The organism is Rhizobium sp. CBN3 (assembly GCF_030518245.1).
GTDB lineage: Bacteria > Pseudomonadota > Alphaproteobacteria > Rhizobiales > Rhizobiaceae > Rhizobium > Rhizobium aethiopicum_A.
The window spans coordinates 52550-77609 of sequence record NZ_JAULSE010000009.1; the positions used below are offsets into that span (position 1 = coordinate 52550).

A 25060-nucleotide genomic window follows, 5' to 3' on the forward strand; every position below is an offset into this window, starting at 1 on the left:
CGGTTGCCGATCGTTAAAATGTGAGCGTTTCCATTTACCGCTGATGAAGGCCTGCATGTCATATCCGCTCGACGCGGTGGTGGCAGATAGCCTCCGCTGCGAAACAATAAGAATGGGAACGACATGGGCGCGGAAAGCATGGATCGCATCGGCTTGCGCAGGAAGCCGAAGCAGGAGCGTAGCATCCAGAGGCTGGATCTTATCCTCGCTGCCGCCGCCAGAATCATCGCCCAAAAAGGCGTCAGCGCCATGCGGATGACGGAACTCGCGGTCGCCGCCAAGGTGCCGATCGGCTCGGTTTACCAATACTTCCCGGAGAAGGCGGCGATCGTCAAAGCCCTGTTCGACCAGCACGCTTCGGCGATCCAGGCGAAGACGGCGGCGATGTTCAGCGACGTGCAGTCACTCGACCAGGCCATCGATCTCGTCTGCGCCACCATCGACTGGTATTACGAATCCTATCGCGGCGATCCCGTGTATCTCGGCGTCTGGATGGGAACGGAGACCGATCAGGATCTGCTTCGGCTGAATATCGAGCACAGCGGTCGCGTCGCCGGTATCTTTGATGACGCTGTACGCAGATTGGCTCCCGACCTCTGCGACGAGGAAATGTTCGCGCGCACTTACCTTTTCAGCCACCTGATCGGCGCCGTCGTCCGGCTTGCCGCCGTCAGCGAAGAGACGGTAGCGCGGCGCATGCTCGGCGAGTGGAAACGCGTCATCCGCGCTTCCCTTTTCGCCACGAGCGTGCCGAGCGCCGCATAGAGCCTTCCTACCAGCTCGGCACCATATTGGCAGCCTTCAGCCGCGGATAAAGGCGCGCCTGGGCGGATTTGACATCCGCGTCCAGACCGTCGTCGACGACAGCCGGCGTGATGTTGTCGAGGCAGGCAGTGATATGGGCCGTGATTGCGTTCATCAGCGACAGCGAGACGCCCGGCCGTTTCATGATGCCGATCTGCACCGGCGGCAGGGCCGGAAAACCGTCGGCCTGGCTCAGCACCTTCATGCCCGTCCGCAGCGCCGATTCCGGCATGACCGAGACCGCCATGCCGGCAAGGACGGCCGCGGCGACGACGGTGCAGGACCAACTGGTGAACAGGATCTGGTGCTCGCGGCCGACGGCATCGAGCGCCGAGCAGGCGAGCTGGCGCCACTGGCAGTCGCGGCGGCCAACGGCAAGCGGCACCGGCGCGTCGTCGCGGATCGGATGGTTGGCCGAGCCGACCCAGCAGAGCGGCTCGGTTCTCACCACATCGGACATGCGCTCGCGCGGATTGTGGGTGACGAGCGCGATATCGAGTTCGCCCTTGTGCATACGCTCGGCCAGATCCACCGAGGGCTCGCAGACGATGTAAAGCTCGACATTCGGATGGGTCTTGGCGAAGCGGCCGATGATATCGGGCATGTAGCGGTCGGCATAATCGTCCGGCGTGCCGATGCGCAGCGTGCCCTCCAGCCTATTGTCGTCGAAGGCCGCGATCGCCTCATTGTTGAGGCGGATGATACGCCGGGCGTAATTGAGCAATTTTTCGCCCTCGACCGTCAGCCGGTTGCCGCGGCCGTCCTTGATGAACAGCTGCTTGCCGATGCGCTCTTCGAGACGGCGCATCTGCATGGAGACGGCGGATTGGGTCTTGTAGACCCTGTCGGCGGCCTTGGTGAAGCTGCCGGAATCGACGATGGCGATGAAAGTCTGCAACTGGTCGAGATCAAGAGGCGCGGACATGGTGTCACCCATAAAGATAGCTGATGATAATCATTAGAAACATTCGTTGGACTGATCAATAGGTGTTTGGCATCTTCGGGATGCAAATCAAAGCAAAGTGAAGGACAGACACCCTGCCTGTCCAAGCGGAATTCAGCTTGCTCCTTCTCGCACGACCTCGCGGGAGGGGTGGGTTGCTTTGCGCGCAGATCTGAAACGTTACAGCGCCCTTTCCACGTCTGAAGGACGCGCGGCGCTGTAAAGAAAGGAGAGTTCAATGCGCATGACAGACCAGACACTCGAACTCGATTGCGACAAGCCGACCCCGACGTTTTCCCAGCGTCTGGCGGCAGGTCTCGCACCGTTGGCCTCTCTCTTTCGCGTCTTCCGCAATCGCATCGAGATCAACGCGCTGCATGATCTGAACGACACGCAGCTGAGAGATATCGGCCTCACCAGGGCCGATCTGACCTCCGCGTTCCTGGCGTCGACCTTCTTCGAGGACCCGTCGGAACATCTGACGCGCTCGGCGCGCAATCGCTGGCGCCTGTCGCTCTTCCGCTCCTACCAGGAGTAGTAGCGTCGAGTTTCCCCGCAGGGTGATAGCCAATAGCCCTGCCGCTTGACCCGGTGATCGGCTTGTCCCAAGCCATCTCCGGGTTTTTTTATGTCTTGGTTTCAGGCGAAGGCTTCGGCCGATAGGTTTCGAAAATCGCCTCCAGATTCCTCTGATAGCTCTTCTGCACTTCCAGCCCGCTGTCGAACATGGCGTTCAATATTTCGCCATAGTTGTCGGCCGCGGCCTTCGTCTCTTCCTTCGGCGCCTCGGGCGTCTTGGTTGCCGGTTGCTTGGCTGCCGGCTGCTGTCCAAGCCCGGCCATCATCTCCTGGAAGGCCTTGGCAAAGGGATTGTCGAGGAAGGGGTTCGGCTGAGGCGTCGGCTGAGCCTTCGGCACTGAAAACATCTGCTGCATCGCCTGCGTGAAGGGATTGTCGAAGATGCTGGGCTGCGCGGCCTTCGGTTTCGGCGCGAAGCCAGTACTCTCCAGCCATTGCTGGATGGTCTCGGCCATCGCCGTATTGACGAAGGGGTTGACCGGCGAAGCCATCTGGCCGGTCGTCTGTTTGAAGAGCCCGCCCATCAGCGTATCGGCCAACACCGGCAGCATCTGTTTGTAGATATCCTGTCCAATGCCGGTCATCTGCGCGGCTTGGGCGGCGACCGCGCGCGAAACCTCCTTGGAGCCGAAAAGCTGGGCAAGGATATTGTTGCCGTCGGAAATGCCCTCCGGCGTGAAAGCCCGGCTCATATCCTCGAAATAACGCGCATAATTGCCGGAGGCGACAGCCTGCATCAGCCCGACGAAATCGTAAGGATTGCTGGTGCTGCGCTTCAGCCCGGCGGAAAATGCCGGCATCAGCGCCGCCATGGCCTTCGTTGCCTGTTCCTGCGCCAGGTTGAATTGCCGGGCGACGGCCTCCATCGCCGCGCCGTTTTGCGCCTGCATCATCATGTCGAAGAGTGGCAGCATGGAGGTCCCTTTCCCCGAGTCGTGACGCGTTGTAACGCCACTATATCCGGAAATGGTAATGTGCAAACGGCTTTTTGCCAGAAGAGCTTAGGACGGTGTCTCAGTACTGATAGTCCTCGAAGACCGGTTCGACGGAACCCTGCCAGCGGCCGTGATAGAGCGACAGCAGATCCTCGGCGAGCGTCGCCTTCTTGGCAAGCACCTCGTCGAGCGGCGCCAGGAAGATGCTTTCGTCCTGGCCTTCGCCGTTGAGCTTGCCGCGCGCTTTGAGGCCCGCCTTCGATATGCCGACCACCTCGCGGGCCATCTCGAGCAGCGGGTGCCCGCGGAATTCAGCCTGCAACCCTTCGGCCGGAACGGCGTTGCGCAGGGCGCTGACCTCGGCAAGGCTCCAATCCTTCGTCAGCTCGTCGGCGGCCTCGAGGGCTGCATCTTCGTAGAGCAGGCCGACCCAGAAGGCCGGCAAGGCACAGATGCGCCGCCAAGGGCCGCCGTCCGCACCGCGCATTTCGAGGAAGCGTTTCAGCCGCACGTCGGGGAAGAGCGTCGAAAGATGATTGGTCCAGTCGCCCATCGTCGGCGAGGGATCGGCGACCTCGCCCTTCAAGGCGCCGTTCATGAACTGGCGGAAAGTGACGTGCGTACAGTCATGATAGCGCCCGTCGCGGACGATGAAATACATCGGCACGTCGAGCGCCCATTCGGCGTAGTCGCGGAAACCGAAGTCGTCGCGGAAGGTGAAGTCGAGCAGACCGGAACGCTGGTTGTCGACATCGCGCCAGATATCGCCGCGCCAGGAGAGCAAACCGTTCGGCTTGCCTTCGGTGAAGGGCGAGGAGGCAAACAGCGCAGTCGCCAGCGATTGCAGCTTCATCGAGACACGCATCTTCTTGCGCATGTCGTCTTCCGACGAGAAATCGAGATTCACTTGGATCGTGCAGGTGCGATACATCATGTCGAGGCCCTTGGTGCCGACCTTCGGCATATAGCGGGTCATGATCTCGTAGCGTGATTTCGGCATTTGCGGGGTTTCGGCGTAGGTCCATTTCGGACTGCCGCCGATGCCGAGGAAACGGATGCCCATCGGTTCGGCGATCTCGCGCAGCGTCGCCAGGTGCTGGTTCGATTCCTTGCAGGTCTGATGGATCGTTTCCAGCGGCGCGCCGGAGAGTTCGAACTGACCGCCTGGTTCGATCGAGATCGCGCCCATGCCGTTCTGTTCGGCAAGGCCGATGATGTTGCCGCCGTCCATGATCGGCTCCCAGCCGCTCTTTTTCTGCAGGCCGGTGAGCAGGGCGGAAATGCTCGCATTGCCGAAGTAGGGAACCGGGCTGTTGTCGGCGCGGAAGAAGGCGAACTTCTCATGTTCGGTGCCGATCCGGAAGCGCTCCCGCGGCTTGTTGCCCGCGGCGATGTAATCGGTCAGATCCTGAACCGAAGAGAGCGGCGTCTGGTCGGTAGTGTCGCGGGCCATGCGGGGTACCTGTATTCAAGAAGGCGCCCAGGGGGGCGGGCAATTGGAAGGTGATTAGGACCCAAGCCACGTTTGTTGCAAGTGAAATTCTTTCAACAACGCATCAAAAAAACAGCAGTGATTTCCGCGTCAACCGTTTTCCCGCTCACGTCCAGTCGCCGATCGCCGCCTGGACCACCGCCAGCGCCGCAACGGCCGCCGTATCTGCCCTGAGGATGCGCGGCCCGAGCGGAATGGCGGTGACGAAATCGAGGCTTCGAAGCCGCGCCCGCTCTTCTTCCGAAAAGCCGCCTTCCGGCCCGACGAGCAGAGCGAGATGCCTTTCCTGGATGGCTGCCAGCACCGGCAGCGGGTTTTGCCCGGCATCGCCCTCGTCGCAATAGATGATGCGCCGCTCGCTCGGCCAACGGTCGAGCAGATCGAAAAGTCTCACTGGTTCCGCCACATCAGGGATGCCGAGAACGCCGCATTGCTCCGCCGCCTCGATGACATTGGCACGCAGCTTGTCGAGATTGGTGATTTTGCCCTGCACGTGCTGGGTCATGACAGGCTGCAGCAGGCCTGCTCCCATTTCGACCGCCTTCTGCACGAGATAATCCATGCGCCCGACTTTGAGCGGCGCGAAGAGATAATGCAGATCGCAAGGCGCCGGCTGTGGCCGCGTCTGCTCGGTTGCCGTCAGCTGGATGCGTTTGCGCGTGGGGAAGGAGAGGGAGGCCTTCCACTCGCCGTCACGGCCGTTGAAGAGCAGGATCTCCGCAGCGTTCTCCATCCTCAGCACATTGGCGAGATAGTTGAACTGTTCGGCATTCGCCTCCACGACGGCGCCGCTGGAAAGCGGCGCGTCGACGAAAAGCCGTTGCATGCGGAAATTGGCGCGCATTTGAAAAACCTGAGGTTTCAGACAAAGAGCGCGAACATAACCCAATAAATCATCGCCGCAAGCGCTGCCGAAACCGGCACGGTGATGATCCAGGCCGCGATGATCGTCATGAAATGCGAGCGGCGCACGAGATAGCGCCGCCGCCTTTCATGAATGTTCGGCTCCTCCGGTTCATCCAGTTCCCAGCTGTCGGCCTTGCGCCTGATATAAGCGATGCGGCGCTTGGAACGGCGGGTGTACCATTCGCGGAAGAAGCCGACGCCGAAGACGGCGCCAACGGCGATATGCGTGGTACTGACCGGCAGGCCGAGCCAGGAGGCGACGATGACGGTGAAAGCGGTCGACAGTGCGACGCAATAGGCGCGCATCGGGTTGAGCTTCGTGATCTCCTCGCCGACCAGGCGGATGAGGCGCGGCCCGAAGAGCAGCAGGCCGACGGAGATGCCGAAGGCGCCGATCAGCAGCACCCAGGGCGGTGGATGGCCGACGCCGCCGTCGCCGCCGATACCGACCGAATGGACGATTGCTGAAAGCGGCCCAACCGCGTTCGAAACATCATTTGCGCCATGCGCAAAAGAAAGCAGTGCCGCCGAGCCGATCAGCGGCATCCGGAACAGCACCCGCAGTGAGCTGTTGCGGTTTTCGAGATCCCGCGCTTGCGCGAGAACAAGTGGCCGAGCGGCAAGCCAACTTACCAGCCCAATGCCGATGCCGATCAGAATGACGGTGAGGGGCGGAAATCTGCCGACCGGCGACAGCTGCAGCACCATATAGGCCATGAAGCCGCCGGCCATGACGGCCACCAGCACCGGCACCCAGCGCTGTGCCGCCGCGACCTTGTCGTCGCGATAGATGATGAGTGTCTTGACGAGATAGAGCAGGCCGGCCGCGATCAGCCCGCCGATCAATGGCGAAGTGATCCAGCTTGAGGTGATCTCAAACATCACCCCCCAGTTCACCGGCTCCGGCCCCACAGCTGAGATGCCGGCCCCGATCACCGCCCCGACGATCGCATGCGTGGTGGAAACCGGCGCATTCATCCAAGTTGCAAGGTTGATCCAGAGGGCCGCGGCCATCAGCGCCGCCATCATGATCCAGCCAAGCGCTGCCTGCGGCAGCTGGACGGTATCGACGATGTTTGAAGAGATCGTCTTGACCACTTCGCCGCCGGCGATCATTGCCCCCAGGACCTCGAAGATCGCAGCAATGACAAGCGCCTGGCCCATCGTCATGGCGCGTGCACCGACGGCCGCACCGACATTGTTGGTCACGTCGTTGGCGCCGATATTCAGCGCCATGTAGCCGGCAAGGGCCGCTGCCGCCACGACGAGCACGGCTCCCGGCCGGTCGAAGACGTAGACGCCTGCAAAAAGCATGACGAGGCCGACGAAAATCAGCCCGAGCCCAGGCGCCACCAGCCGTCGCGCAACATGCTTTGCCGCGTCCTCGACATAGGTGATCTTATCGAGGTCCTTGTCGAGCGTGCGTTTCGTCAGAACTGCGGGACGGGGCGGCATTCTTTTTCCTGAAGGATGAATCTGCTTCTACGCTGCTTTCCTAGCAGTGCAAGATGGCAGGATTCATTCCGCCGGAATTTGTTTCGCCGGTTTGGCCGACAGTCTATCGGTCATCTTTTGCTTGAAGGCGAGGAAGAGGTTGCGAAGTTCTGGTTCGCGGACGCGGCTGGCCGCCTCGTCGCATGAGACCCAGTTGATGGTGCGCTCGCCCTTTTCCTTGAAGTTCTTTGCCATGTCGGTGACCTCAAGCGCATAGACCTGCACCTTGCAGACGACCTGCACCCCGTCACGCAGCACCTTCTGATAGGTGTAGGAACCGAGCGTTTCCGCCTCGGCCGCGCCGCGTACGCCGGCTTCTTCCAGGGCTTCCTGCGCCGCGACCTCATGGGCGCACTTCCCGTTCATCGGCCAGCCCTTGGGAATGACCCAGCGGCCGGTGTCGCGGCTCGTCATCAGCAGAACTTCGACATCACCGCTTTTCTTCTTCGCCCGATAACAGATCGCGCCGTACTGTTGTCGCGGGGGACGCCGGAACATCAGTTGCACGTCGGAAGCCAGTCGGGCGAGAAGGGTCAATTGTCGGGTCACCTTTATAGTGGTTGTTAGGAATCACTCATATACATGTATCACGGAACGCTTACGCAATCCAAAGCCGCAGACGACCGAAACATGATTTAACCGCCGTTGATAGGGGAAATCGAGCTGGGGCAGGCTCAGAAATCCGTCACGACCTGTCTCGAATGCGCCATATTGCACAGGTGTACAACGTGGCTTCGTCCGCATTTCCAATCAATGGCGGAATCCGTTGTTCCACCACGATTTTTTAAAAATGTGCCAACCGTGCCTCGCCTTCCCACGCTGGGTTGCCTTCTGCCCGCGGTTACGGCGGTATCAGCGCTCCCAATAGGGGACCGGCCCGTAAAGCTCGGTGAGATAGTCGATGAACAGCCGCACCTTGGCCGGCAGGAACTGCCGGCTGGGATAGACGGCCGAAAGTGCGACATTGTGCGAGCCCTCATAGGCGGGCAGCACCTGCACCAGGCGGCCGGTCTTCAGTTCCTCGCCGATGTCCCAGGTGGATCGCAACGCGATCCCGAGGCCTGATATGACAGCCTCGCGGATGACCTCGCTGGAGTTGGTGATCAGCATGCCGTCGGGCCGCAGGCTGAGGGCTCCGTCCGGCCCGTTCAGCCGCCAGGTATCGTTGTTGTGCGCCGGCAGGCAGCGATGGTGTTTCAGGTCGTCGATATGCTTGGGCTCGCCATGCGCGGCGAGATAATCCGGCGAAGCGCAGAGCAGCCGGCGCACCGGCGCCAGACGTCGGGCGACGAGGCTGGAATCGGTCAGTTCGGCAATCCGGATCGCCAGATCGAAGCCGCCGCCGATGATGTCGCTGAATTCGTCGGTCAGCACCAGGTTGATCGCAAGCTCCGGGTGCGCCTGCATGAAAGCCTTCAGATGCGGCGCGATATGCATGCGGCCGAAGGAGGTCGGCGCCGAGATCTTCAGCGTGCCGTGCATCTGCGCCGAGCGGCCGGAAATGTAGAATTCGGCCTCCTCCAACCCGGCGAGAATACCGAGAACGCGGTCGTAAAAACCTTGTCCGGCTTCCGTCAGCGAGATCTGCCGCGTCGTGCGCTGCAGAAGCCTGGTGCCGAGCCGGTCCTCCAGCCGCTTGATCCGCTTGGAAACGACGGCAGGAGAAAAGCCGAGCGCCCGCCCGGCGAGCGACATGCTTCCCGTCGAAACGACCTTGGCAAAGATTTCGAGATCACCCAGATTGGTCATAAGGTTTTCAGACTTTTTCCCCTTTTGACATAAGTGCTTAGCATTTGCGCCACTTTCGGGAAAGTGCTAAGCCGGTTCACCGGCGGCAGAGGCTGGCGGCCCGTCCCGCTGTCATCTTCCCGCTGCGATTTCCCGTCGTCAGGGCCAGGGAGAACACCATGTCCGACGCCATTCCGTTTCTCGCCCCGCGCGCCGATGTGCTGGCGCGCCGCGCCCGGATCGTTGCCGATCTCGCCGATCTTCTGCCGCCGGAATGTCTGATTCATGAGACGCGCGAGCTGGTGCCGTTCGAAACCGATGCCTTCGTGTCCTATCGTCGCCTGCCGCTCGCCGTCGCTCTGCCGCGCACCACGGCCGAGGTGGCAGCCGTCATGCGTTATTGCCACCGTTACGGTATTCCCGTGGTGCCGCGCGGCGCCGGCACCTCGCTTTCCGGCGGCGCCATTCCGCAGGAGGATGCCGTCGTGCTCGGCCTGTCGAAGATGAACAGCATTCTCGAAATCGATCTGCCGAACCGCGTCGCCGTGGTTCAGGCCGGAGTGACCAATCTCAACATCTCAGAATCCGTCTCGGCCGACGGCTTTTTCTACGCGCCTGATCCGAGTTCGCAGCTCGCCTGCACGATCGGCGGCAATATCGGCATGAATTCCGGCGGCGCCCACTGCCTGAAATATGGCGTCACCACCAACAATCTGCTCGGCGTCAGGATGGTGCTGGTCGACGGTACGGTGATCGAGCTCGGCGGCAAGGCGCTTGATGCGGCCGGTTACGACCTGCTCGGCCTCGTCTGCGGCCACGAAGGCCAGCTCGGCATCGTCACCGAGGCGACCGTGCGGCTGATCGCCAAGCCGGAAGGCGCCCGTCCGGTGCTCTTCGGCTTCGAAAGCTCGGAAGAGGCCGGCGCCTGCGTTGCCGATGTCATCGCCGCCGGCATCATCCCGGTTGCTATCGAATTCATGGACAAGCCGGCGATCGAGATCTGCGAGGCCTTCGCCCATGCCGGCTATCCCCTCGATGTCGGGGCGCTGCTGATCGTCGAGGTCGAGGGTTCGGAAGCCGAAATGGACGCCACCCTGAAAGACATCGTCGAGATCGCCCGCCGACACGCTGTGAAGACGGTGCGCGAATGCCAGTCGGCGACCGAAGCGGCGTTGATCTGGAAGGGGCGCAAATCCGCCTTCGGCGCCACCGGCCGCATCGCCGACTATATCTGCATGGACGGCACCGTGCCGCTCAGTCAGCTTTCCCATGTGCTGAAGAAGACCACGGAGATCGTCGATCATTACGGCCTGCGGGTCGCCAACGTCTTTCATGCCGGCGACGGCAACATGCATCCGCTGATCCTCTTCAATGCCAACGATCCCGAGGATGCCGCCCGCGCCGAAGCCGCCGGCAACGATATCCTCAAGCTCTGCGTCGACGCCGGCGGCTGCCTCACCGGCGAACATGGCGTCGGCATTGAAAAGCGCGACCTGATGCGCCATCAGTATTCAGAGGCCGATCTCGCCCAGCAGATGGCGGTGCGCGCCGCCTTCGATCCCGGCTGGCTCCTCAACCCGTCGAAGGTCTTCCCGCTCGAAGGGCGCCCCGCCGCATGATCGATCTTATGCCGACAAGCGAGGAACAGGCGGCGGCGATCGTCCTCGCACATGCGGAGACGAACCGGCCGCTCGCTATCTGTGGCGGTGACACGCGCTCGGGTTTCGGTAATGCCGTTGCATCAGAAGACCGGCTGCGATCGACCAGGCTTTCCGGCATCGTCGCCTACAATCCCGGCGAGATGGTCATGACGGTCCGCTCGGGTACGCCGCTTGCCGAGGTCGAGGCGGTGCTTTCGCAAAACGGCCAGATGCTTGCCTTTGAGCCGATGGATCATCGCCCAGTCATGCGCAGGTCGGGCGAGCCGACGATCGGCGGCGTCTTCGCCGCCAATGTTTCCGGCCCGCGCCGCCTCATTGCGGGCGCTGCCCGCGACAGCCTGCTCGGCGTGCGCTTCGTCAACGGCAGGGGCGAGATCATCAAGGCCGGCGGCCGGGTGATGAAGAACGTCACCGGCCTCGATCTCGTCAAGCTGATCGCCGGCTCGCACGGCACGCTGGGTTTTCTCACCGAAGTCACGTTCCGCGTGCCGCCGCGCCCGAAGACGGAACAGACGCTGGTTCTCTCAGGCCTCAACGATGCCGAAGCGGCCAATGCCATGGCGGCGGCGATGGCGCTGCCGGTCGAGGTCTCCAGTGCCGCCCATCTGCCGCTGACGGTGACCTGGAAATTCCTTGCCGGCAAATTGCCCGAGGGCGAGGCGACGGTTCTGCGCGTCGAAGGCCTGGCCGGTTCGGTCGACGTGCGCATCGAAAAGCTTGCGGCTGTCATGTCGGCCTTTGCCACGGTGACGCGGCTGGATGAGCCGGAAAGCCGCAGGCTCTGGCAGGAGATCCGCGACGTGCTGCCCTATGCCGACGGCACGACGCGGCCGGTCTGGCGCGTCTCGGTCGCGCCGGGAACCGGCCATCAGCTGGTCGCGGCACTTCGCCTGGAAGCCGGTGTCGACGCCTTTTACGACTGGCAGGGTGGCCTCGTCTGGATGCGGATGGAGGCAGACCCCGAAGCAGAGCTGGTCCGCCGCTTCATCAAGGCGCTCGGCGGCGGCCATGCGACGCTGATCCGCGCGTCGGCGGTGGCGAGGGCGGCAACGGCCGCCTTTCATCCGGAGCCGGAGGCGGTGGCGATGCTGTCGCGGCGGGTGAAGGAGAAGTTCGATCCGGCTGGGATCTTCAATCCGGGGAAGATGGGGTGAGAAGATGAGTCTGTGCGTGGGTCACCCCCCTCTGTCCTGCCGGACATCTCCCCCACAAGGGGGGAGATTGGCAAGAGGTTGGATCACCGGTCCCTCTCTGCCGTATCGAAGTAATTCCACGGTGGTTGTTTGGGGAAACCGTTGCGCCCATCTGATCTCCCTCCTTGTGGGGGAGATGTCCGGCAGGACAGAGGCGGGTGCCCCGGACACAGCGCCCCCCAAGCGGAGGCCCCGCTAGATGCAAACCAACTTCACCCCAACCCAACTGCTCGACCCCCACCTCGCCGAATCCGAGCAGATCCTGCGCAAATGCGTCCATTGCGGCTTCTGCACCGCCACCTGTCCCACCTATGTGACCCTCGGCAACGAGCTCGACAGCCCCCGCGGCCGCATCTACCTGATCAAGGACATGCTGGAAAACGGCCGTCCCGCCGATGCCGAGGTCGTCACCCATATCGACCGCTGTCTCTCCTGCCTTGCCTGCGTCACCACCTGTCCCTCAGGCGTCGACTATATGCATCTGGTCGATCACGCCCGCGCCCATATCGAAAAGACTTACAGACGGCCGTTCATGAATCGGCTGACACGTGCCATTCTCGCGGCCGTGCTGCCCTATCCCGGCCGTTTCCGCCTGGCGCTCCATCTCGCCCGTCTCGGCCGCCCCTTTGCCGGCCTGATGCGGGGGGCAGCGCTGAAACCCTTTGCCGCCATGCTGGCGCTTGCGCCGCGCCGCATCCCGGCGTCTTCAGGCTTTTCAAAACCCGGCACCCACCGGCCCGAGGCCGAGCGGCGCGGCCGGGTGGCGATTCTCACCGGCTGCGCCCAGCCGGTGCTCGATCCCGGTATCAACGCGGCGGCGATCCGGCTGCTGACGCGGCTCGGCATCGAGGTCGTGGCGCCGGAAGGCGAGGTCTGCTGCGGCTCGCTGGTCCACCATATGGGTCGGGCCGAACAGGCGCTCGCAAGCGCCCGCACCAATGTCGATATCTGGACGCGCGAGATCGACAGCCATGGCCTCGATGCGATCATCATCACCGCATCGGGCTGCGGCACGACGATCAAGGATTACGGTCACATGCTGCGCCTCGACCCCGCCTATGCCGCAAAGGCGGCGAGGGTCTCGGCGCTGGCAAAGGACATTACCGAATATCTGGCGATCCTCGACCTGCCGGCCCATGTGCCGAGGGGCATCACGGTCGCTTATCATTCGGCCTGCTCGATGCAGCACGGCCAGCGCATCACCCTTGCGCCGAAACAACTGCTGAAGGCGGCGGGCTTCACTGTGCGCGATCCGGCCGAAGGCCATCTCTGCTGCGGCTCGGCCGGCACCTACAACATCCTGCAGCCGGAGATTTCGGCGGCGCTGAAGGCGCGCAAGGTCAAAAACATCGAGGCCACCAAGGCCGATATCATCGCCACCGGCAATATCGGCTGCATCACCCAGATCGCCACCGGCACCGAGGTCCCGATCCTGCATACGGTCGAGCTTCTCGATTGGGCCTATGGCGGCGCTATGCCGGAAAAATTAACCGGTTTGCCGTTAGGCTGAAAGGAATGCAGGCCCATTCGGGCTGCTCCCGGGAGGTTGGGTGATGTGGCGGGGAATGATTGTACTTGCGGGACTGCTCGGTGCGGCAGGCGCGGCCCATGCCGACAGCCGCCTATTCTGTTCCGCCGATGACGCGCAGGCGCGCTTCACCCTCGAAAGCGGTTTCGCAAACGAAGGCGGCCATAGGCTCAACCATTTCCGCGGCGCGCTTATTGTCAAGGATCCCGCGCAAGCGGCTTTTGCAAAACGTGTGTTCGAATCGCAGCATCTGAGCAATCACTGGTCGCGCGATGGCGAACTGCTCCTGGAAGTCTTCGACGGCGGCGGTGACGATACCGGCGGCGCAACGCTGGATCTGGTGGTGGTCGCCGGCGCGCGTGGCAAGCCGGCGGCGAATTTCAGCGGCACCTATTCTCTGACGATCGAGGGCAGCAGCAAACCTTACGCCGCCGAGGGCAAGGTCAGCTGCGGCACGAAATAGCGCCGCAGCTGAATTTCAATTCATTACCAGTGGAACGATACGCCGACGTTGACGGCGTTGGTGAAGATGTTGGTCTTCAGCCGGTCGCCGCTGTCGATCGGAACGTCGACGCGCGAATAGGTGCCCTTGTATTCGACGAAGGTCGACCAGCGGTCGGTCACCTTGAAGTCGACGCCGGCCTGGGCCTGCAGCGTCACGCCGCCGAATTCATAAGCCCAGGTCTTGCCCTCGGGACGAATCACTTCGACATGCGGAATGTTCACGCCGACACCGGCGCCGAGATAGGGCGTCCAGCGGCGGGTCGGATCCTGGAAGCGATAGAGACCGTTCACGGTGAGCAGGTTGAGGCCGTCGGTGAATTCGAAATGCGACCAGCCGGCCTTGGCGAGCGTGTCGTCGTCGGCATAGACCTTGTCATGGGTGTAATCGAGCGAGATACCCCAGTTCGGCTTGTTGAAATTCTCAAGCCACCAGGTGACGCGGCCGCCGTAATAGGGCGGGCTGCCGAAGGATTTGCCTTCCCAGCCGGCCGTGAAATGCGTGCCGTCCGAGACGTCGACGCCGCTGTGCGGTGCGGTCTGATAGCCGCCGTAAATGGAGAATTCCAGGTCTTCCGCCGAAGCGGAGGCTGCTGAACAGATGGTGAAAAGCGCGATGCCCGCAAGCAGGGAGGCGGAGGAACGCAGCGCAGATGTCATTGAATAGCCCCGATATTGCAAATATGTCGACTCTTAGGCACCAGTGCCAGCTTTCCGCCGTAAAGTCTAAGGAAAAGAAAAGGCGCATCGAAAGGCGCCTTTCGTTTTTTCGCAAGTGTTGCTCAGCCGCCGAACATCGTGCGCAACACGTCGATGCCCCGGTCCTCGAACGCCACCTTGCCCTGCTTGTTGCCGGGACCGATGACGATCACCTTGGTGCCGACGGGGGCGCGATCATAAAGATGCATCACGTCCTCATTCATCATGCGGATGCAGCCGGAGGACATGTTGAGGCCGATCGTCCACGGCTGATTGGTGCCATGGATGCGGAAGATGGTGTCGCGGCCGCCCTGGTAGAGATACATGGCGCGCGCACCGAGCGGATTGTCCTCGCCGCCTTCCTGGAAGGCGGGGATGATGTGGCCCTTGGCGGCTTCGCGGCGGCGCATTTCGGCCGGCGGCGTCCAGGCCGGCCATTCGGCCTTGCGGCCGATCTTGACGATACCCGACCAGCCGAAGCCGTCGCGGCCGACGCCGATGCCGTAGCGGGTGGCGCGGTTGTTGCCTTCGACCAGGTAGAGATATTTGTTGTTGGTATCGATGATGACGGTGCCGGCCACTTCCGTCGTCACCAGGCGCACTTTCTTGCGCTTGAACTGCGGCTTCACATATTTCGGCATCTGCGCGACGCGCACGATCTGCGCCGGAGCCCGTGTATTGTCGGGCGTGGAGCCAGCCGGTGCTGCAAAGGCGGATGTAGACATCAAGGACAGGACAAGTCCGGCGGCAGCCAGACCCGGCATTAGTTTGATCATGATCGATTCCCCTCAAGCAAATTCGCCCGAAGCTACATGAACTCCTGCTCGATTCAAGATCGGCCCGGCCGGATAAAGCAATTTCGCTGAAGGAAACCGCCTGTTCTTGCGGCTTCCAAGATATCGCCTGTGTCTTTACATGACGATGACGCGGGTTCCGACGTTGACGCGGTCGTAGAGATCGACGACATCCTCGTTGCGCAGGCGGATGCAGCCGGAAGAAACGGCGCTGCCGATCGACCAGGGCGCATTGGTGCCATGGATGCGGTAGAGCGTCGAGCCGAGATACATGGCGCGGGCGCCGAGCGGATTTTCCGGGCCGCCGTCCATGCGCGCCGGCAGGTAATGACCCTTGGCGGCTTCGCGGCTGATCATTTCGGAAGGCGGCGTCCAGTCCGGCCATTCGATCTTGCGGGTGATCTTGTGGGCGCCGGCCCATTCGAAGCCGGGCTTACCGACGCCCACACCGTAGCGCCGCGCCTTGCCGCCGTCCATGACGAGATAGAGAAAGCGATTGTTGGTATCGATGACGATGGTTCCGGGTTTTTCCGTGGTGTCGTAATCGACCATCTGCGGCAGATATTGCGGCTCGATCGGGTGGCGGATTGCCGGGATGCCGGGATTGATCGCCGAAACGGTCTGGGGGGCCGGCTGCGGCGCCTGGCGGATGACGCGGCGCTGGAAGAGGCCGCGCTGCTGCGGCTGGACGACCGGGCGCTGATAGACGACGGGCCGGACCTTGCCGCCGAGCTGATTGATCCACGGTGCGGTCAGATCGGGGCTGAGGATAACAGGCGGGCGGGTGGCGTAGCGGTCGTCTGCAATGGCGGCCGTGGAGAAGATGCCGCAGAAGGCTGCGGCAAGAAAAAGGTGTTTCATCATCGGACGAACTCTCTACAAATGACCGAAAATGGACTGGCGGGACGGGTCCGCCTGGGCGGAGATGTTCCGCCCGGGAAAGACGCTGCCACTCCATCCGCCAGCGAATGGTAAAGATCGATCCATGAAAGACCGCCCGGCCGAATAAACTTTTCGTCAGGGTTACCGATCGGTTTGGAAAGACGGTTTGCAAATGGTAAAGCCGGCCGGAGAACGAAGCGGATCCCGGAGAATGAAGCGGACATGAGCACGACTGGCATCATCATCGGCGAGGACGGCAGGAGCCGCTGCCACTGGCACGCCAACCTGCCGGACTATCTCAAGTATCACGACGAGGAATGGGGCCGCCCTGTCACCGACGATATCCGCCTCTTCGAGAAGATCTGCCTCGAAGGTTTCCAATCCGGTCTTTCCTGGCTGACCATCCTGCGCAAGCGCGAGAATTTCCGCGCCGCCTTCGCCGGCTTCGATTTCGACAAGGTTGCCGTCTTCGGTGACAAGGATGTGGCCCGCTGCCTGGCCGATGCCGGCATTATCCGTCATCGCGGCAAGATCGTCTCCACGATCAACAATGCCAGGCGCGCCATCGAGCTTCGGGATGAATTCGGTTCGCTCGCCCGTTATTTCTGGCGCTACGAACCCGGCCACAACGAGCGGCCTGTTGTGGTCGATCGTGAGCACATCGTCGCCAATCCGACGACTCCGACATCGGTGATCATTTCGAAGGATCTGAAGAAACGCGGCTGGACCTTTGTCGGCCCGACCACAGTTTATGCCTTCATGCAGGCGATGGGCCTCGTCAACGATCATCTGGAGGGCTGTTTCTGCCGGCCCGAGGTGGAGGCGATGCGCGCCGTCCTGGTTCGACCATGAAAGATCTGTCCGTGAAAATAGTGTTCGCTGCCCTTGCCCTATTCTTCTTGCCGGCCTTTGCCGCGGCGCAGACGCCGCAGCTCGATCCCGGCGAGAAGCTGGAGAAGCTGCAGTTTCCGGCCGTCACCATGCAGCTCAAGGGATGGACGAAATTCGGCAGCGGCCATGTCTACACGCTACCGGTACGCGCCGGTCAGCACGTGAAGATCGATTTTTCCACCAAGAGCAAGTTCGCCTTCCTGGCGATCTTCGACCTGTCGAAACCCGATGACGAAGCTTTCTTCGGCACCGATGAGGACGGTTTGAGCTTTCAGACGACGGTGAAGGAAAACACCACCTGGCTGCTGCGTCCCTACTACTCCAAGGTCTCGCCGCGCCGCGGCCTCGGGGCCCCCTTCAGCATCCTCGTCGAGCCGTTGGCCGCCGCCCCGCAGCAGCCGCCGGCTGAGCCGGACTCGCCCTCACTGTTTCCGAAGGCGCCTCCCAAGGCGAAATGAGGCTGGGTTTATGCGTGTCGGCTGGGCCCGCTATGCGAGCCCGTCGATCAGCTCGCGCAATTCGCCGAGGTGGCCGATCTTGCGGAAGCGCGGCGCTTCCGTCGGTTCGTCCACATGTTCCAGCACCCAGGTGAGTTCGTGCGGCACGAAGACGCCGTAACTGCCGGCGGCGATCGCCGGCACGATATCCGATTTCAGCGAATTGCCGACCATCATCGCCCGCTCCGGCCCGTCCCCGACCTTGGCGAAGATGCGGCGATAGGTAACGGCCGTCTTGTCGGAGACGATCTCGACCGCATCGAAGAAGTCGCCGAGCCCGGATTGGGCAAGCTTGCGCTCCTGGTCGAAGAGATCGCCCTTGGTGATCACGACAAGCAGATATTTGCCGGCAAGCGCCTCCAGCGTGTCGCGCGCATGCGGCATGGTCTCGACCGGATGGCTGAGGAGGTCGCGGCCGGTATCGAGGATCTTGGCGATGACGCTCGCCGGCACCTTGCCCTCGGTGATCTCGATCGCTGTCTCGATCATCGATAGCGTGAAGCCCTTGATGCCGAAGCCGTAATGGCGAAGATTGCGTTTCTCCGCTTCCAGTAGCCGCTCGGAAATCTTCGGGCCTTCGGCGAAATCGGCAAGAAGCTCGGTAAAATGGGCTTCGGTCAGTCGGTAATATTGTTCGTTCTGCCAAAGCGTGTCATCGGCATCGAAGCCGATCGTCGTCAGTGCTCGGGTCGTCACATGCGCACCTCTTGAACTATGGCCGCAATCTATCGGCCGCCTGTGTCGAGACAAGGGCTATGTCGAGACAAGGGCGTCCGCCTTCGATGCGACAAGGGTTGGCGTTGAAAAGCGTCGCCGTTGCACTACATCGAATGGGCCTCACCAGCAGCCAGCCACGGCTGTGCCTGTCGCGCGCAGGCCAATAATCAAAAGATGAAGTTCTTCCGTTCGCAAGTCCCTCTTGCGGCAGACACAAAGGATTTTTTCGACCATGCGTTACAATCAACTCGGAAATACGGGACTTTTCGTCTCGGAAATCTGCCTGGGCACGATGACCTTCGGCGAAGCCAAAGAAGGCAGCATGTGGGGCGCCATCGCCGATGTCGACCAGAATGCCGCCGACCGGATCCTCGAGCGTTCGCTTGCAGCAGGCGTCAATTTCATCGATACGGCCGACGTCTATTCGTCAGGCGAATCCGAAAGGCTGCTCGGCCAGGCGCTGAAGAACCTCGACATCCCGCGCAAGGATGTTGTCATCGCCACCAAGGTCTATGGCGTCATGGGCGACCAGCCGAACGACCGCGGCGCCTCGCGCGGCCACATCATGGATTCGGTCGAGGCGAGCCTCAAGCGCCTGCAGACCGATCATATCGACCTCTATCAGATCCACGCGACCGATACGGTGACGCCGATCGAGGAAACGCTGCGCGCCTTCGACGATCTCGTCTCGCGCGGCCTCGTGCGGTATATCGGCGTTTCCAACTGGCAGGCCTGGCGTATTTCGAAGGCGCTCGGTCTTTCCGAACGCCGCGGCTTTGCCCGCTTCGAAACGGTGCAGGCCTATTATTCCATCGCCGGCCGCGATCTCGAACGGGACATCGTGCCGATGATGCAGGAGGAAAAGCTCGGCCTGATGGTCTGGTCGCCGCTCGCCGGCGGTCTGCTCTCCGGCAAGTATGGTCCGGGCGCCCCCGGCAACGGCGATGGCCGCCGTGCCAGTTTCGACTTCCCGCCCGTCGACAGGGACCGAGCCTGGGCCTGCGTCGCCGTCATGCGCGAGGTCGCCGAAAAGCACGGCGTCAGCGTCGCGACCGTCGCGCTCGCCTATATCCTCGCCAAACCTTTCGTCACCTCGGTCATCATCGGCGCCAAGCGCGTCGACCAGCTCGACCAGAACCTTGCCGCCGTCAGGCTGAAGCTCGACGAAGGAGATATGCAGAGGCTCGACGAGGTGAGCGCGCTTGCCCCAGAATATCCGGGTTGGATGTTGTCACGGCAGGGCGCGGGCCGACGCCCGGCCGATTTCGAGCCGAAGGATTGACATCGCCCGAACCACTAGGGAACGCCTTATCTCAGGCGTTCCCCAGTTTGTTAACAACCTCTCCTCCGTCATGCTCGGCCTTGTGCCGAGCATCTGAGCACGGCAATTTTTTGACGGGAAACATCTCTTTTCCAATCGCTTAATTCGATCGGAGCAGATCCTCGGCACAAGGCCGAGGATGACGTCTTGGGTGTTGCAGTGGTTGTCAGCAGCCTCTGGGAACGCCTGTAATATCAGGCGCTCCCTCCAGCAGCGATCGGCTACTTGCCGTGGGCCTTGAGCCAGGCGTTCATCTCCGTGATCTCGGCTTCCTGCGCCTTGATGACCGCTTCGGCGAGCTTGCGGATTTTGGGATCCTTGCCGTATTGGAGCTCGACCTTGGCCATGTCGATCGCGCCCTGATGGTGGGGGATCATGCCGCGGACGAAATCGACGTCTGCATCGCCGCTATACTCGATCATCATATTCTTGTGCATTTTGTCGTTCGCCTCGCTGAAGGCGTGGCTGGCCGCGTCGTGACTGCCCATTGGCTTGCTCATATCCATGGGCTTGTCTTCGGCAAAAGCGGGGGCGGCAAAAGCGGCAAGCATTGCGGTAAGCGTGATGATTTTCAAAGACATGAGAGTTCCTTCCTCTGTCTGGCAATAGAGTTTCCGGGCAACCGAAGCCGCCCATTCTGCATGGGGAACACGGTGTCAGACCAGTCGGGGAGGGGGTGCCTGTGGAGCGGGCCTGTCGTCATCGAGGGCGCGGGCAAGCGGCGGCGCGGAATAGCCGAAATCGGCTTTTCCGCCGGCCACGGCCATCACTGCCGGCGGCAGCAGAAGACAGGCGGCGCAAAGCGGCATATGCGCGGAGTTTCCGCTGGCGCAGGGATCTTTCAAGGGAGCGGCGGCCTGGCCCGCTTCTTTCGGCATATGCATGCCAGCCATTTCATGCTGCATGCTGCCGCTGTCACCGGCAGTCGGCGCATTCATCGATGCGCATGTCGGACAGCCCGCCCATGCCGACATGGCGCTGTAGATCAGCCAGCCGAGAAACATCGTGATGAGGGCGAGCATGCGCATGGCGTCTGATATAGGCGAATGCCGGCTGCAAGCCAAGTACCGCCGGTGGTCACATCCCGATCACCAGCCGGCAATGACCTTGTGTTCGATCCGGTAATCCCTGCTTTCCTCACCGAGCGGAGCGACCGGCCAGGTCCAGACCGCTTTCGCCGGCGGCGGGGCGACGCCGTGCAGCAGGTCGGCCTCCTCATGTGTTTTGCCGTTGCGGTCGATGACGGCATAGGCGATGTCGGTCACGAGGCAATGCCGGCAGGAAAGTCCGGAAAGCCCGCTGAGATGCGCAGCGATCAGCCTCTCCACCGTGTCTTCAGGCATTCGACCGGCCGCCTCGGCTTCATGGCGCCGCTTCACGCCGCGGCCGATCTGCGACAAGAGATTGGCGGAAACCACGAAATCGAGATAGGGCACGCCCCGCAGGAAGCCGAGCGGTTCCGGCTCCTGACCGGCGGAGAAATCGTCGTAGCCGGAGAGATCGCGCTCGATCAGCCGGACGTTGCGATAGCCCTTGGCCGCAAGCCACAGCCGCACCGAGGCGAGATGAACGAGATCGATGAGCACGACCGTGTCAAAATCGCGTGCCAGGTCGTCGATCGGCACGTCCCGCAACAGGCCGGAGCCGAGCACCACGGCGGTCCGGTTCTGCCTGAGGTCGGCCACCGCTGCACGGATGGCATTGCGGCTCTTCTCCTCGTGGTCGGCCCAATCCCCGGCGCAACGTCCGGCCCGCGACCAGAGATTGACGGAATAGCGGATGAATTTTCGATAGGACTTGCCGGTCAGCGGCAACGTCGCGGCATAGAGGAGCGCCTCGGTGATCATGAGCATATCCGCATTCTGAACAATGGCTCATCGTTCAATCGATTCCGGCAGCGCCATCAAGCCCCTTCGCCCTTGCCGCTCCCCGCCCAATCCGCTAGGACACCGCCACTGTCACAGTCAGCGGAATTCCCGGAAAATGAACGACAAGCAGAAGAAACCGCAAAAGCTCAAGGCCCGCCTGCCGCGCGGCTTCGTCGACCGTGCGGCCGACGATATCCGCGCCGTCAACGAAATGACTGCAAAGATCCGGGAAGTCTATGAGCATTATGGTTTCGATCCTGTCGAAACGCCGCTGTTCGAATATACCGATGCGCTCGGCAAATTCCTGCCCGACAGCGACCGGCCGAACGAAGGTGTCTTCTCGCTGCAGGACGATGACGACCAGTGGATGTCGCTGCGCTATGACCTGACGGCGCCGCTCGCCCGCCATGTCGCCGAGAACTTCAACGAGATCCAGCTTCCCTACCGCACCTATCGCGCCGGTTACGTCTTCCGCAACGAGAAGCCGGGCCCCGGCCGTTTCCGCCAGTTCATGCAGTTCGATGCCGATACCGTCGGCGCACCGGGTGTCCAGGCCGATGCCGAAATGTGCATGATGATGGCCGATACGCTCGAAGCCCTCGGAATCAAGCGCGGCGATTACGTGATCCGCGTCAACAACCGCAAGGTCCTGGACGGCGTGCTGGAGGCGATCGGCCTCGGCGGCGACGACAAGGCCGGTCAGCGGCTCAATGTGCTGCGCGCTATCGATAAGCTCGACAAGTTCGGCCCGGAAGGTGTCTCGCTGCTGCTCGGTCCCGGCCGCAAGGATGAATCCGGCGACTTCACCAAGGGCGCCGGTCTCGACCAGAAGCAGATCGACAAGGTTCTGTTCTTCGTCGGCATCAGGGATTACGCCGAAAGTGCCGGCCGCCTCGCCGAACTCGTCGCCGGAACCTCGAAGGGTGCCGAAGGCGTCGAGGAGCTGAATTTCATCAGCGCGCTCGTCACCAGCGCCGGCTATGGCTCTGACCGCATCAAGATCGACCCCTCCGTTGTACGCGGCCTCGAATATTATACCGGCCCGGTCTATGAGGCCGAGCTTCTCTTCGACGTCACCAACGAGAAGGGCGAGAAGGTCGTCTTCGGCTCAGTCGCCGGCGGCGGCCGTTACGACGGCCTGGTCTCCCGCTTCATGGGTCAGCCGGTGCCGGCGACCGGCTTTTCGATCGGCGTCTCCAGGCTGATGACGGCGCTGAAGAACCTCGGCAAGCTCGGGGCGAGCGCGGTGATCGAGCCGGTGCTGGTGACCGTCATGGACGGTGACGTCGAAGCGATGGGCCGCTATCAGCGGATGACCCAGGAGCTGCGCGCCGCCGGCATCCGTGCCGAGATGTTCCAGGGCAACTGGAAGAAATTCGGCAACCAGCTGAAATATGCCGACCGCCGCGGCTGCCCTATCGCCATCATCCAGGGCGGCGACGAGCGCGCCCAAGGTGTCGTGCAGATCAAGGATCTGATCGAGGGCAAGCGGCTTTCCGGCGAGATCGAGGATAATGCCAGCTGGCGCGAAGCCCGCGTGGCGCAGGAGACGGTGCCGGAAGCCGATCTCGTCGCCAAGGTGAGGGAAATCCTTGCCGCGCAGGCGGAGGATCGGAAGAGGGCTGACAATGCGCAGTAGACCCCTCCCCAACCCCTCCCCACAGGGGGGAGGGGCTTCAAGTCGCGCCGCTTTGCCCAACTCGACCTTCGCTTTACCGGCGCCGCTTCTGATTTGTTCCAGCGGTCGCCGCGAGTTAGTCCCTCCCCCTTGTGGGGAGGGGTTGGGGAGGGGATTTTTCCCAGGAGCAACCCAATGCCCCTGATCAATCTCCCCGACTTCGCCGGTGAACTTCTTGCCGAATTCACTGCACGTAATGCCGAGCGCATCGACACGCCGGTCATTCAGCCGGCCGAGCCGTTCCTCGACATTGCCGGTGAGGATCTGCGCCGCCGCATCTTCATGACCGAGAGCGAAACCGGCGCCAGCCTCTGCCTGCGTCCGGAATTCACCATCCCTGTCTGCCTGCGCCACATCGAGACGGCAACCGGCACGCCGAAGCGTTACGCCTATCTCGGCGAGGTCTTCCGCCAGCGCCGCGACGGCGCCAATGAATTCTATCAGGCCGGCATCGAGGATCTCGGCGACATCAACATACCGGGCGCCGATGCGCGCGCCATCGGCGACGCCACCGGCATTCTCACCCGCCTGCTGCCGGGCCGGCGCTTAGCCGTGACGTTGGGCGATCAGGCGGTGTTCGAGGCAGTTGTCCAGGCGCTCGGCCTGCCGCTCGGCTGGCAGAAGCGCCTGATCCACGCTTTCGGCAACATGACGCAGTTGGAGGCGCTGCTGGCCAGCCTCGTCAGCCCGCAATTCGTCACCGGCCTCGACGACGATATCGCCAGGCTTGTCGCCTCAGGCAACGAACAGGCCCTGGTCGCTCATATCGAGCACGAGATGCAGGCGACCGGTTATTCCACAAACGCCAGCCGCTCGCCGCTGGAGATCGCCCGGCGCCTCAAGGAAAAGCTCATCCTGTCCGAGACGCGTCTCGACGATGCCGCCTTCCATGTGCTGGAAGAGTTCCTGTCGCTGCATGTGCCGCTCGTCAATGCGTCCGCAGCCCTTGCCGGCTTTGCCGACGCTGCCGGCCTGAAGCTCGGCAATGCGCTGTCACGCTTCAACGGCCGCGTCGCCGCCCTTGCCGATGCCGGCGTCGATCTGTCCTGCCTTGACTACCGCGCCGCTTTCGGGCGTCCGCTCGATTACTACACCGGCCTCGTCTTCGAGGTGACGGTGGAAGGCTCGAGCGCGGTTCTGGCCGGCGGCGGCCGCTTCGACCGGCTGTTGACCTTCCTTGGCGCGACGGATCGCATTCCGGCCGTCGGCTTCTCCTTCTGGCTCGACCGCATCGAAACCGAAAGGGCAGCCGCATGACCATCACCATCGCGCTTCCCTCCAAGGGCCGGATGAAGGACGACGCTTCGGCAATCTTCGAGCGGGCCGGCATGCCGATATCGGCTGTCGGCAATGACCGCTCCTATCGCGGCCGCGTCGAAGGCTGGGACGATGTCGAGATTGCCTTCCTGTCGGCGTCGGAAATCTCCCGCGAGCTCGGCAACGGCACCGTCGATTTCGGCGTCACCGGCGAGGATCTGATGCGCGAGGGATTTGCCGAGGTCGACAAGCGTGTCGAATTCTGCGCCCGGCTCGGCTTCGGCCATGCCGATGTCGTCGTCGCGGTGCCCGAGATCTGGCTCGATGTCGACACCATGGCCGATCTCGGCGATGTCGCCGCCGATTTCCGCGCCCGCCACGGCCGGCGCCTGGCGATTGCCACCAAATATTGGCGCCTGACCCAGCAGTTCTTTTCGAGCCAGCATGGCATCCAGCTTTATCGCATCGTCGAGAGCCTCGGCGCCACCGAGGGCGCTCCCGCCTCCGGTTCGGCCGATATCATCGTCGATATCACCTCCACCGGCTCGACGCTGCGCGCCAATCATCTGAAGGTGCTCCAGGACGGCGTCATCCTGCATTCAGAGGCTTGCCTCGTGCGCGCCCGCAAGGAGAGCCATGCAGATGAACCCGTGGTGCAGGCGATCGTCGACGCGGTGCGCGCCGCCCTCTGA

General features: G+C 62.5%; 26 protein-coding genes. 12 read left to right on the forward strand and 14 right to left on the reverse strand.

Translation table 11 applies throughout. The annotated features are described in order from the left end of the window. Positions 1 to 123: 123 nt before the first annotated feature. Complete coding sequence (locus QWJ46_RS15270) at positions 124 to 765, forward strand: TetR family transcriptional regulator (RefSeq protein ID WP_184455256.1); 642 nt, start codon at positions 124 to 126, stop codon at positions 763 to 765. Positions 766 to 772: 7 nt separating this feature from the next. Here the strand turns inward: QWJ46_RS15270 and QWJ46_RS15275 are convergent, their stop codons facing one another. Continuing rightward, complete coding sequence (locus QWJ46_RS15275) at positions 773 to 1729, reverse strand: LysR substrate-binding domain-containing protein (protein ID WP_184455254.1); 957 nt, start codon at positions 1727 to 1729, stop codon at positions 773 to 775. A 256-nt stretch (positions 1730 to 1985) separates the two neighbouring features. Between QWJ46_RS15275 and QWJ46_RS15280 the strand changes: the two genes are divergently transcribed. Next, positions 1986 to 2285, forward strand: coding sequence for a DUF1127 domain-containing protein (locus QWJ46_RS15280; protein ID WP_184455252.1), 300 nt, complete (start codon positions 1986 to 1988; stop codon positions 2283 to 2285). A gap of 88 nt (positions 2286 to 2373) precedes the next feature. On the opposite strand, the gene QWJ46_RS15285 is transcribed toward QWJ46_RS15280, so the two are convergent. The 6 genes from QWJ46_RS15285 to QWJ46_RS15310 all read right to left on the reverse strand — a co-directional run bounded on the left by QWJ46_RS15285 (position 2374) and on the right by QWJ46_RS15310 (position 8902). Next, complete coding sequence (locus tag QWJ46_RS15285) at positions 2374 to 3240, reverse strand: DUF937 domain-containing protein (protein WP_302751939.1); 867 nt, start codon at positions 3238 to 3240, stop codon at positions 2374 to 2376. Between the two features lie 100 nt (positions 3241 to 3340). Further along, the gene (locus QWJ46_RS15290) at positions 3341 to 4714 is read right to left on the reverse strand and encodes a glutamate--cysteine ligase (RefSeq protein ID WP_302751941.1); all 1374 of its coding nucleotides are present in this window, start codon (positions 4712 to 4714) and stop codon (positions 3341 to 3343) included. A 145-nt stretch (positions 4715 to 4859) separates the two neighbouring features. After that, positions 4860 to 5597 (reverse strand): 16S rRNA (uracil(1498)-N(3))-methyltransferase, encoded by a 738-nt coding sequence (locus QWJ46_RS15295; protein WP_302751943.1) that lies wholly within the window; start codon positions 5595 to 5597, stop codon positions 4860 to 4862. A gap of 17 nt (positions 5598 to 5614) precedes the next feature. Beyond that, positions 5615 to 7114 carry an inorganic phosphate transporter gene (locus QWJ46_RS15300; RefSeq protein ID WP_302751945.1) on the reverse strand — a complete coding sequence of 500 codons (1500 nt, stop codon included), beginning with the start codon at positions 7112 to 7114 and terminating at the stop codon, positions 5615 to 5617. Positions 7115 to 7177: 63 nt separating this feature from the next. Next, complete coding sequence (locus QWJ46_RS15305) at positions 7178 to 7690, reverse strand: NUDIX hydrolase (RefSeq protein WP_302751947.1); 513 nt, start codon at positions 7688 to 7690, stop codon at positions 7178 to 7180. 315 nt (positions 7691 to 8005) lie between these two features. Continuing rightward, positions 8006 to 8902 carry a LysR family transcriptional regulator gene (locus QWJ46_RS15310; protein WP_302751949.1) on the reverse strand — a complete coding sequence of 299 codons (897 nt, stop codon included), beginning with the start codon at positions 8900 to 8902 and terminating at the stop codon, positions 8006 to 8008. 158 nt (positions 8903 to 9060) lie between these two features. Here QWJ46_RS15310 and QWJ46_RS15315 point away from each other — a divergent pair, with 158 nt between their 5' ends. From QWJ46_RS15315 to QWJ46_RS15330, 4 genes are all read left to right on the forward strand, one after another. Further along, the gene (locus QWJ46_RS15315) at positions 9061 to 10500 is read left to right on the forward strand and encodes an FAD-linked oxidase C-terminal domain-containing protein (protein WP_302751950.1); all 1440 of its coding nucleotides are present in this window, start codon (positions 9061 to 9063) and stop codon (positions 10498 to 10500) included. Then, positions 10497 to 11696 carry a glycolate oxidase subunit GlcE gene (gene glcE / locus QWJ46_RS15320; RefSeq protein WP_302751951.1) on the forward strand — a complete coding sequence of 400 codons (1200 nt, stop codon included), beginning with the start codon at positions 10497 to 10499 and terminating at the stop codon, positions 11694 to 11696. The genes QWJ46_RS15315 and glcE overlap by 4 nt, the downstream gene beginning before the upstream one ends. A gap of 238 nt (positions 11697 to 11934) precedes the next feature. Further along, positions 11935 to 13245 (forward strand): glycolate oxidase subunit GlcF, encoded by a 1311-nt coding sequence (gene glcF / locus QWJ46_RS15325; protein ID WP_302751953.1) that lies wholly within the window; start codon positions 11935 to 11937, stop codon positions 13243 to 13245. Between the two features lie 43 nt (positions 13246 to 13288). Continuing rightward, positions 13289 to 13726, forward strand: coding sequence for a hypothetical protein (locus tag QWJ46_RS15330; RefSeq protein WP_302751954.1), 438 nt, complete (start codon positions 13289 to 13291; stop codon positions 13724 to 13726). Positions 13727 to 13749: 23 nt separating this feature from the next. On the opposite strand, the gene QWJ46_RS15335 is transcribed toward QWJ46_RS15330, so the two are convergent. The 3 genes from QWJ46_RS15335 to QWJ46_RS15345 all read right to left on the reverse strand — a co-directional run bounded on the left by QWJ46_RS15335 (position 13750) and on the right by QWJ46_RS15345 (position 16121). After that, entirely contained in the window at positions 13750 to 14424 is a 675-nt protein-coding gene (locus QWJ46_RS15335; RefSeq protein WP_302751956.1) for an outer membrane protein, read from the reverse strand. A 122-nt stretch (positions 14425 to 14546) separates the two neighbouring features. Further along, on the reverse strand, positions 14547 to 15239 hold the full coding sequence (locus tag QWJ46_RS15340) for a L,D-transpeptidase (RefSeq protein ID WP_064800799.1): 693 nt from the start codon (positions 15237 to 15239) through the stop codon (positions 14547 to 14549). A 135-nt stretch (positions 15240 to 15374) separates the two neighbouring features. Continuing rightward, positions 15375 to 16121 carry a L,D-transpeptidase gene (locus QWJ46_RS15345; protein WP_302751959.1) on the reverse strand — a complete coding sequence of 249 codons (747 nt, stop codon included), beginning with the start codon at positions 16119 to 16121 and terminating at the stop codon, positions 15375 to 15377. A gap of 240 nt (positions 16122 to 16361) precedes the next feature. Between QWJ46_RS15345 and QWJ46_RS15350 the strand changes: the two genes are divergently transcribed. Next, positions 16362 to 16991, forward strand: a complete 630-nt coding sequence (locus QWJ46_RS15350) for a DNA-3-methyladenine glycosylase I (RefSeq protein ID WP_302751960.1) — start codon at positions 16362 to 16364, stop codon at positions 16989 to 16991. Beyond that, positions 16988 to 17488: a hypothetical protein gene (locus QWJ46_RS15355; RefSeq protein ID WP_302751961.1), complete on the forward strand. Its 501-nt coding sequence runs from the start codon at positions 16988 to 16990 to the stop codon at positions 17486 to 17488. The genes QWJ46_RS15350 and QWJ46_RS15355 overlap by 4 nt, the downstream gene beginning before the upstream one ends. A 30-nt stretch (positions 17489 to 17518) precedes the next feature. Here QWJ46_RS15355 and QWJ46_RS15360 read toward each other — a convergent pair whose 3' ends face one another. Then, on the reverse strand, positions 17519 to 18223 hold the full coding sequence (locus QWJ46_RS15360) for an HAD family hydrolase (protein WP_184455222.1): 705 nt from the start codon (positions 18221 to 18223) through the stop codon (positions 17519 to 17521). 253 nt (positions 18224 to 18476) lie between these two features. Between QWJ46_RS15360 and QWJ46_RS15365 the strand changes: the two genes are divergently transcribed. Further along, positions 18477 to 19526 carry an aldo/keto reductase gene (locus tag QWJ46_RS15365; protein WP_302751962.1) on the forward strand — a complete coding sequence of 350 codons (1050 nt, stop codon included), beginning with the start codon at positions 18477 to 18479 and terminating at the stop codon, positions 19524 to 19526. Positions 19527 to 19786: 260 nt separating this feature from the next. Here the strand turns inward: QWJ46_RS15365 and QWJ46_RS15370 are convergent, their stop codons facing one another. The 3 genes from QWJ46_RS15370 to QWJ46_RS15380 form a co-directional block, all read right to left on the reverse strand. Beyond that, the gene (locus tag QWJ46_RS15370; RefSeq protein WP_302751963.1) at positions 19787 to 20146 is read right to left on the reverse strand and encodes a DUF305 domain-containing protein; all 360 of its coding nucleotides are present in this window, start codon (positions 20144 to 20146) and stop codon (positions 19787 to 19789) included. A gap of 75 nt (positions 20147 to 20221) precedes the next feature. Then, positions 20222 to 20593 carry a hypothetical protein gene (locus QWJ46_RS15375; RefSeq protein WP_184455216.1) on the reverse strand — a complete coding sequence of 124 codons (372 nt, stop codon included), beginning with the start codon at positions 20591 to 20593 and terminating at the stop codon, positions 20222 to 20224. A gap of 60 nt (positions 20594 to 20653) precedes the next feature. Next, the gene (locus tag QWJ46_RS15380) at positions 20654 to 21418 is read right to left on the reverse strand and encodes a hypothetical protein (protein ID WP_302751966.1); all 765 of its coding nucleotides are present in this window, start codon (positions 21416 to 21418) and stop codon (positions 20654 to 20656) included. Positions 21419 to 21548: 130 nt separating this feature from the next. On the opposite strand from QWJ46_RS15380, the gene hisS reads away from it, so the two are divergent. From hisS to hisG, 3 genes are all read left to right on the forward strand, one after another. Further along, positions 21549 to 23072 carry a histidine--tRNA ligase gene (hisS, locus tag QWJ46_RS15385; protein ID WP_302751967.1) on the forward strand — a complete coding sequence of 508 codons (1524 nt, stop codon included), beginning with the start codon at positions 21549 to 21551 and terminating at the stop codon, positions 23070 to 23072. Between the two features lie 174 nt (positions 23073 to 23246). Further along, the gene (locus QWJ46_RS15390; RefSeq protein WP_302751968.1) at positions 23247 to 24368 is read left to right on the forward strand and encodes an ATP phosphoribosyltransferase regulatory subunit; all 1122 of its coding nucleotides are present in this window, start codon (positions 23247 to 23249) and stop codon (positions 24366 to 24368) included. Beyond that, positions 24365 to 25060: an ATP phosphoribosyltransferase gene (hisG, locus tag QWJ46_RS15395; protein ID WP_302751969.1), complete on the forward strand. Its 696-nt coding sequence runs from the start codon at positions 24365 to 24367 to the stop codon at positions 25058 to 25060. The genes QWJ46_RS15390 and hisG overlap by 4 nt, the downstream gene beginning before the upstream one ends.

What these genes read in the sequence shown, in the direction of transcription:
- QWJ46_RS15270 (WP_184455256.1), top strand. Translation starts at nt 124, where the DNA reads ATGGGCGCGGAAAGCATGGATCGCATCGGCTTGCGCAGGAAGCCGAAG.
- QWJ46_RS15275 (WP_184455254.1), bottom strand. Translation starts at nt 1,729, where the DNA reads ATGTCCGCGCCTCTTGATCTCGACCAGTTGCAGACTTTCATCGCCATC.
- QWJ46_RS15280 (WP_184455252.1), top strand. Translation starts at nt 1,986, where the DNA reads ATGCGCATGACAGACCAGACACTCGAACTCGATTGCGACAAGCCGACC.
- QWJ46_RS15285 (WP_302751939.1), bottom strand. Translation starts at nt 3,240, where the DNA reads ATGCTGCCACTCTTCGACATGATGATGCAGGCGCAAAACGGCGCGGCG.
- QWJ46_RS15290 (WP_302751941.1), bottom strand. Translation starts at nt 4,714, where the DNA reads ATGGCCCGCGACACTACCGACCAGACGCCGCTCTCTTCGGTTCAGGAT.
- QWJ46_RS15295 (WP_302751943.1), bottom strand. Translation starts at nt 5,597, where the DNA reads ATGCGCGCCAATTTCCGCATGCAACGGCTTTTCGTCGACGCGCCGCTT.
- QWJ46_RS15300 (WP_302751945.1), bottom strand. Translation starts at nt 7,114, where the DNA reads ATGCCGCCCCGTCCCGCAGTTCTGACGAAACGCACGCTCGACAAGGAC.
- QWJ46_RS15310 (WP_302751949.1), bottom strand. Translation starts at nt 8,902, where the DNA reads ATGACCAATCTGGGTGATCTCGAAATCTTTGCCAAGGTCGTTTCGACG.
- QWJ46_RS15315 (WP_302751950.1), top strand. Translation starts at nt 9,061, where the DNA reads ATGTCCGACGCCATTCCGTTTCTCGCCCCGCGCGCCGATGTGCTGGCG.
- glcE (WP_302751951.1), top strand. Translation starts at nt 10,497, where the DNA reads ATGATCGATCTTATGCCGACAAGCGAGGAACAGGCGGCGGCGATCGTC.
- glcF (WP_302751953.1), top strand. Translation starts at nt 11,935, where the DNA reads ATGCAAACCAACTTCACCCCAACCCAACTGCTCGACCCCCACCTCGCC.
- QWJ46_RS15330 (WP_302751954.1), top strand. Translation starts at nt 13,289, where the DNA reads ATGTGGCGGGGAATGATTGTACTTGCGGGACTGCTCGGTGCGGCAGGC.
- QWJ46_RS15335 (WP_302751956.1), bottom strand. Translation starts at nt 14,424, where the DNA reads ATGACATCTGCGCTGCGTTCCTCCGCCTCCCTGCTTGCGGGCATCGCG.
- QWJ46_RS15340 (WP_064800799.1), bottom strand. Translation starts at nt 15,239, where the DNA reads ATGATCAAACTAATGCCGGGTCTGGCTGCCGCCGGACTTGTCCTGTCC.
- QWJ46_RS15345 (WP_302751959.1), bottom strand. Translation starts at nt 16,121, where the DNA reads ATGATGAAACACCTTTTTCTTGCCGCAGCCTTCTGCGGCATCTTCTCC.
- QWJ46_RS15350 (WP_302751960.1), top strand. Translation starts at nt 16,362, where the DNA reads ATGAGCACGACTGGCATCATCATCGGCGAGGACGGCAGGAGCCGCTGC.
- QWJ46_RS15355 (WP_302751961.1), top strand. Translation starts at nt 16,988, where the DNA reads ATGAAAGATCTGTCCGTGAAAATAGTGTTCGCTGCCCTTGCCCTATTC.
- QWJ46_RS15365 (WP_302751962.1), top strand. Translation starts at nt 18,477, where the DNA reads ATGCGTTACAATCAACTCGGAAATACGGGACTTTTCGTCTCGGAAATC.
- QWJ46_RS15370 (WP_302751963.1), bottom strand. Translation starts at nt 20,146, where the DNA reads ATGTCTTTGAAAATCATCACGCTTACCGCAATGCTTGCCGCTTTTGCC.
- QWJ46_RS15375 (WP_184455216.1), bottom strand. Translation starts at nt 20,593, where the DNA reads ATGCGCATGCTCGCCCTCATCACGATGTTTCTCGGCTGGCTGATCTAC.
- QWJ46_RS15380 (WP_302751966.1), bottom strand. Translation starts at nt 21,418, where the DNA reads ATGCTCATGATCACCGAGGCGCTCCTCTATGCCGCGACGTTGCCGCTG.
- hisS (WP_302751967.1), top strand. Translation starts at nt 21,549, where the DNA reads ATGAACGACAAGCAGAAGAAACCGCAAAAGCTCAAGGCCCGCCTGCCG.
- QWJ46_RS15390 (WP_302751968.1), top strand. Translation starts at nt 23,247, where the DNA reads ATGCCCCTGATCAATCTCCCCGACTTCGCCGGTGAACTTCTTGCCGAA.
- hisG (WP_302751969.1), top strand. Translation starts at nt 24,365, where the DNA reads ATGACCATCACCATCGCGCTTCCCTCCAAGGGCCGGATGAAGGACGAC.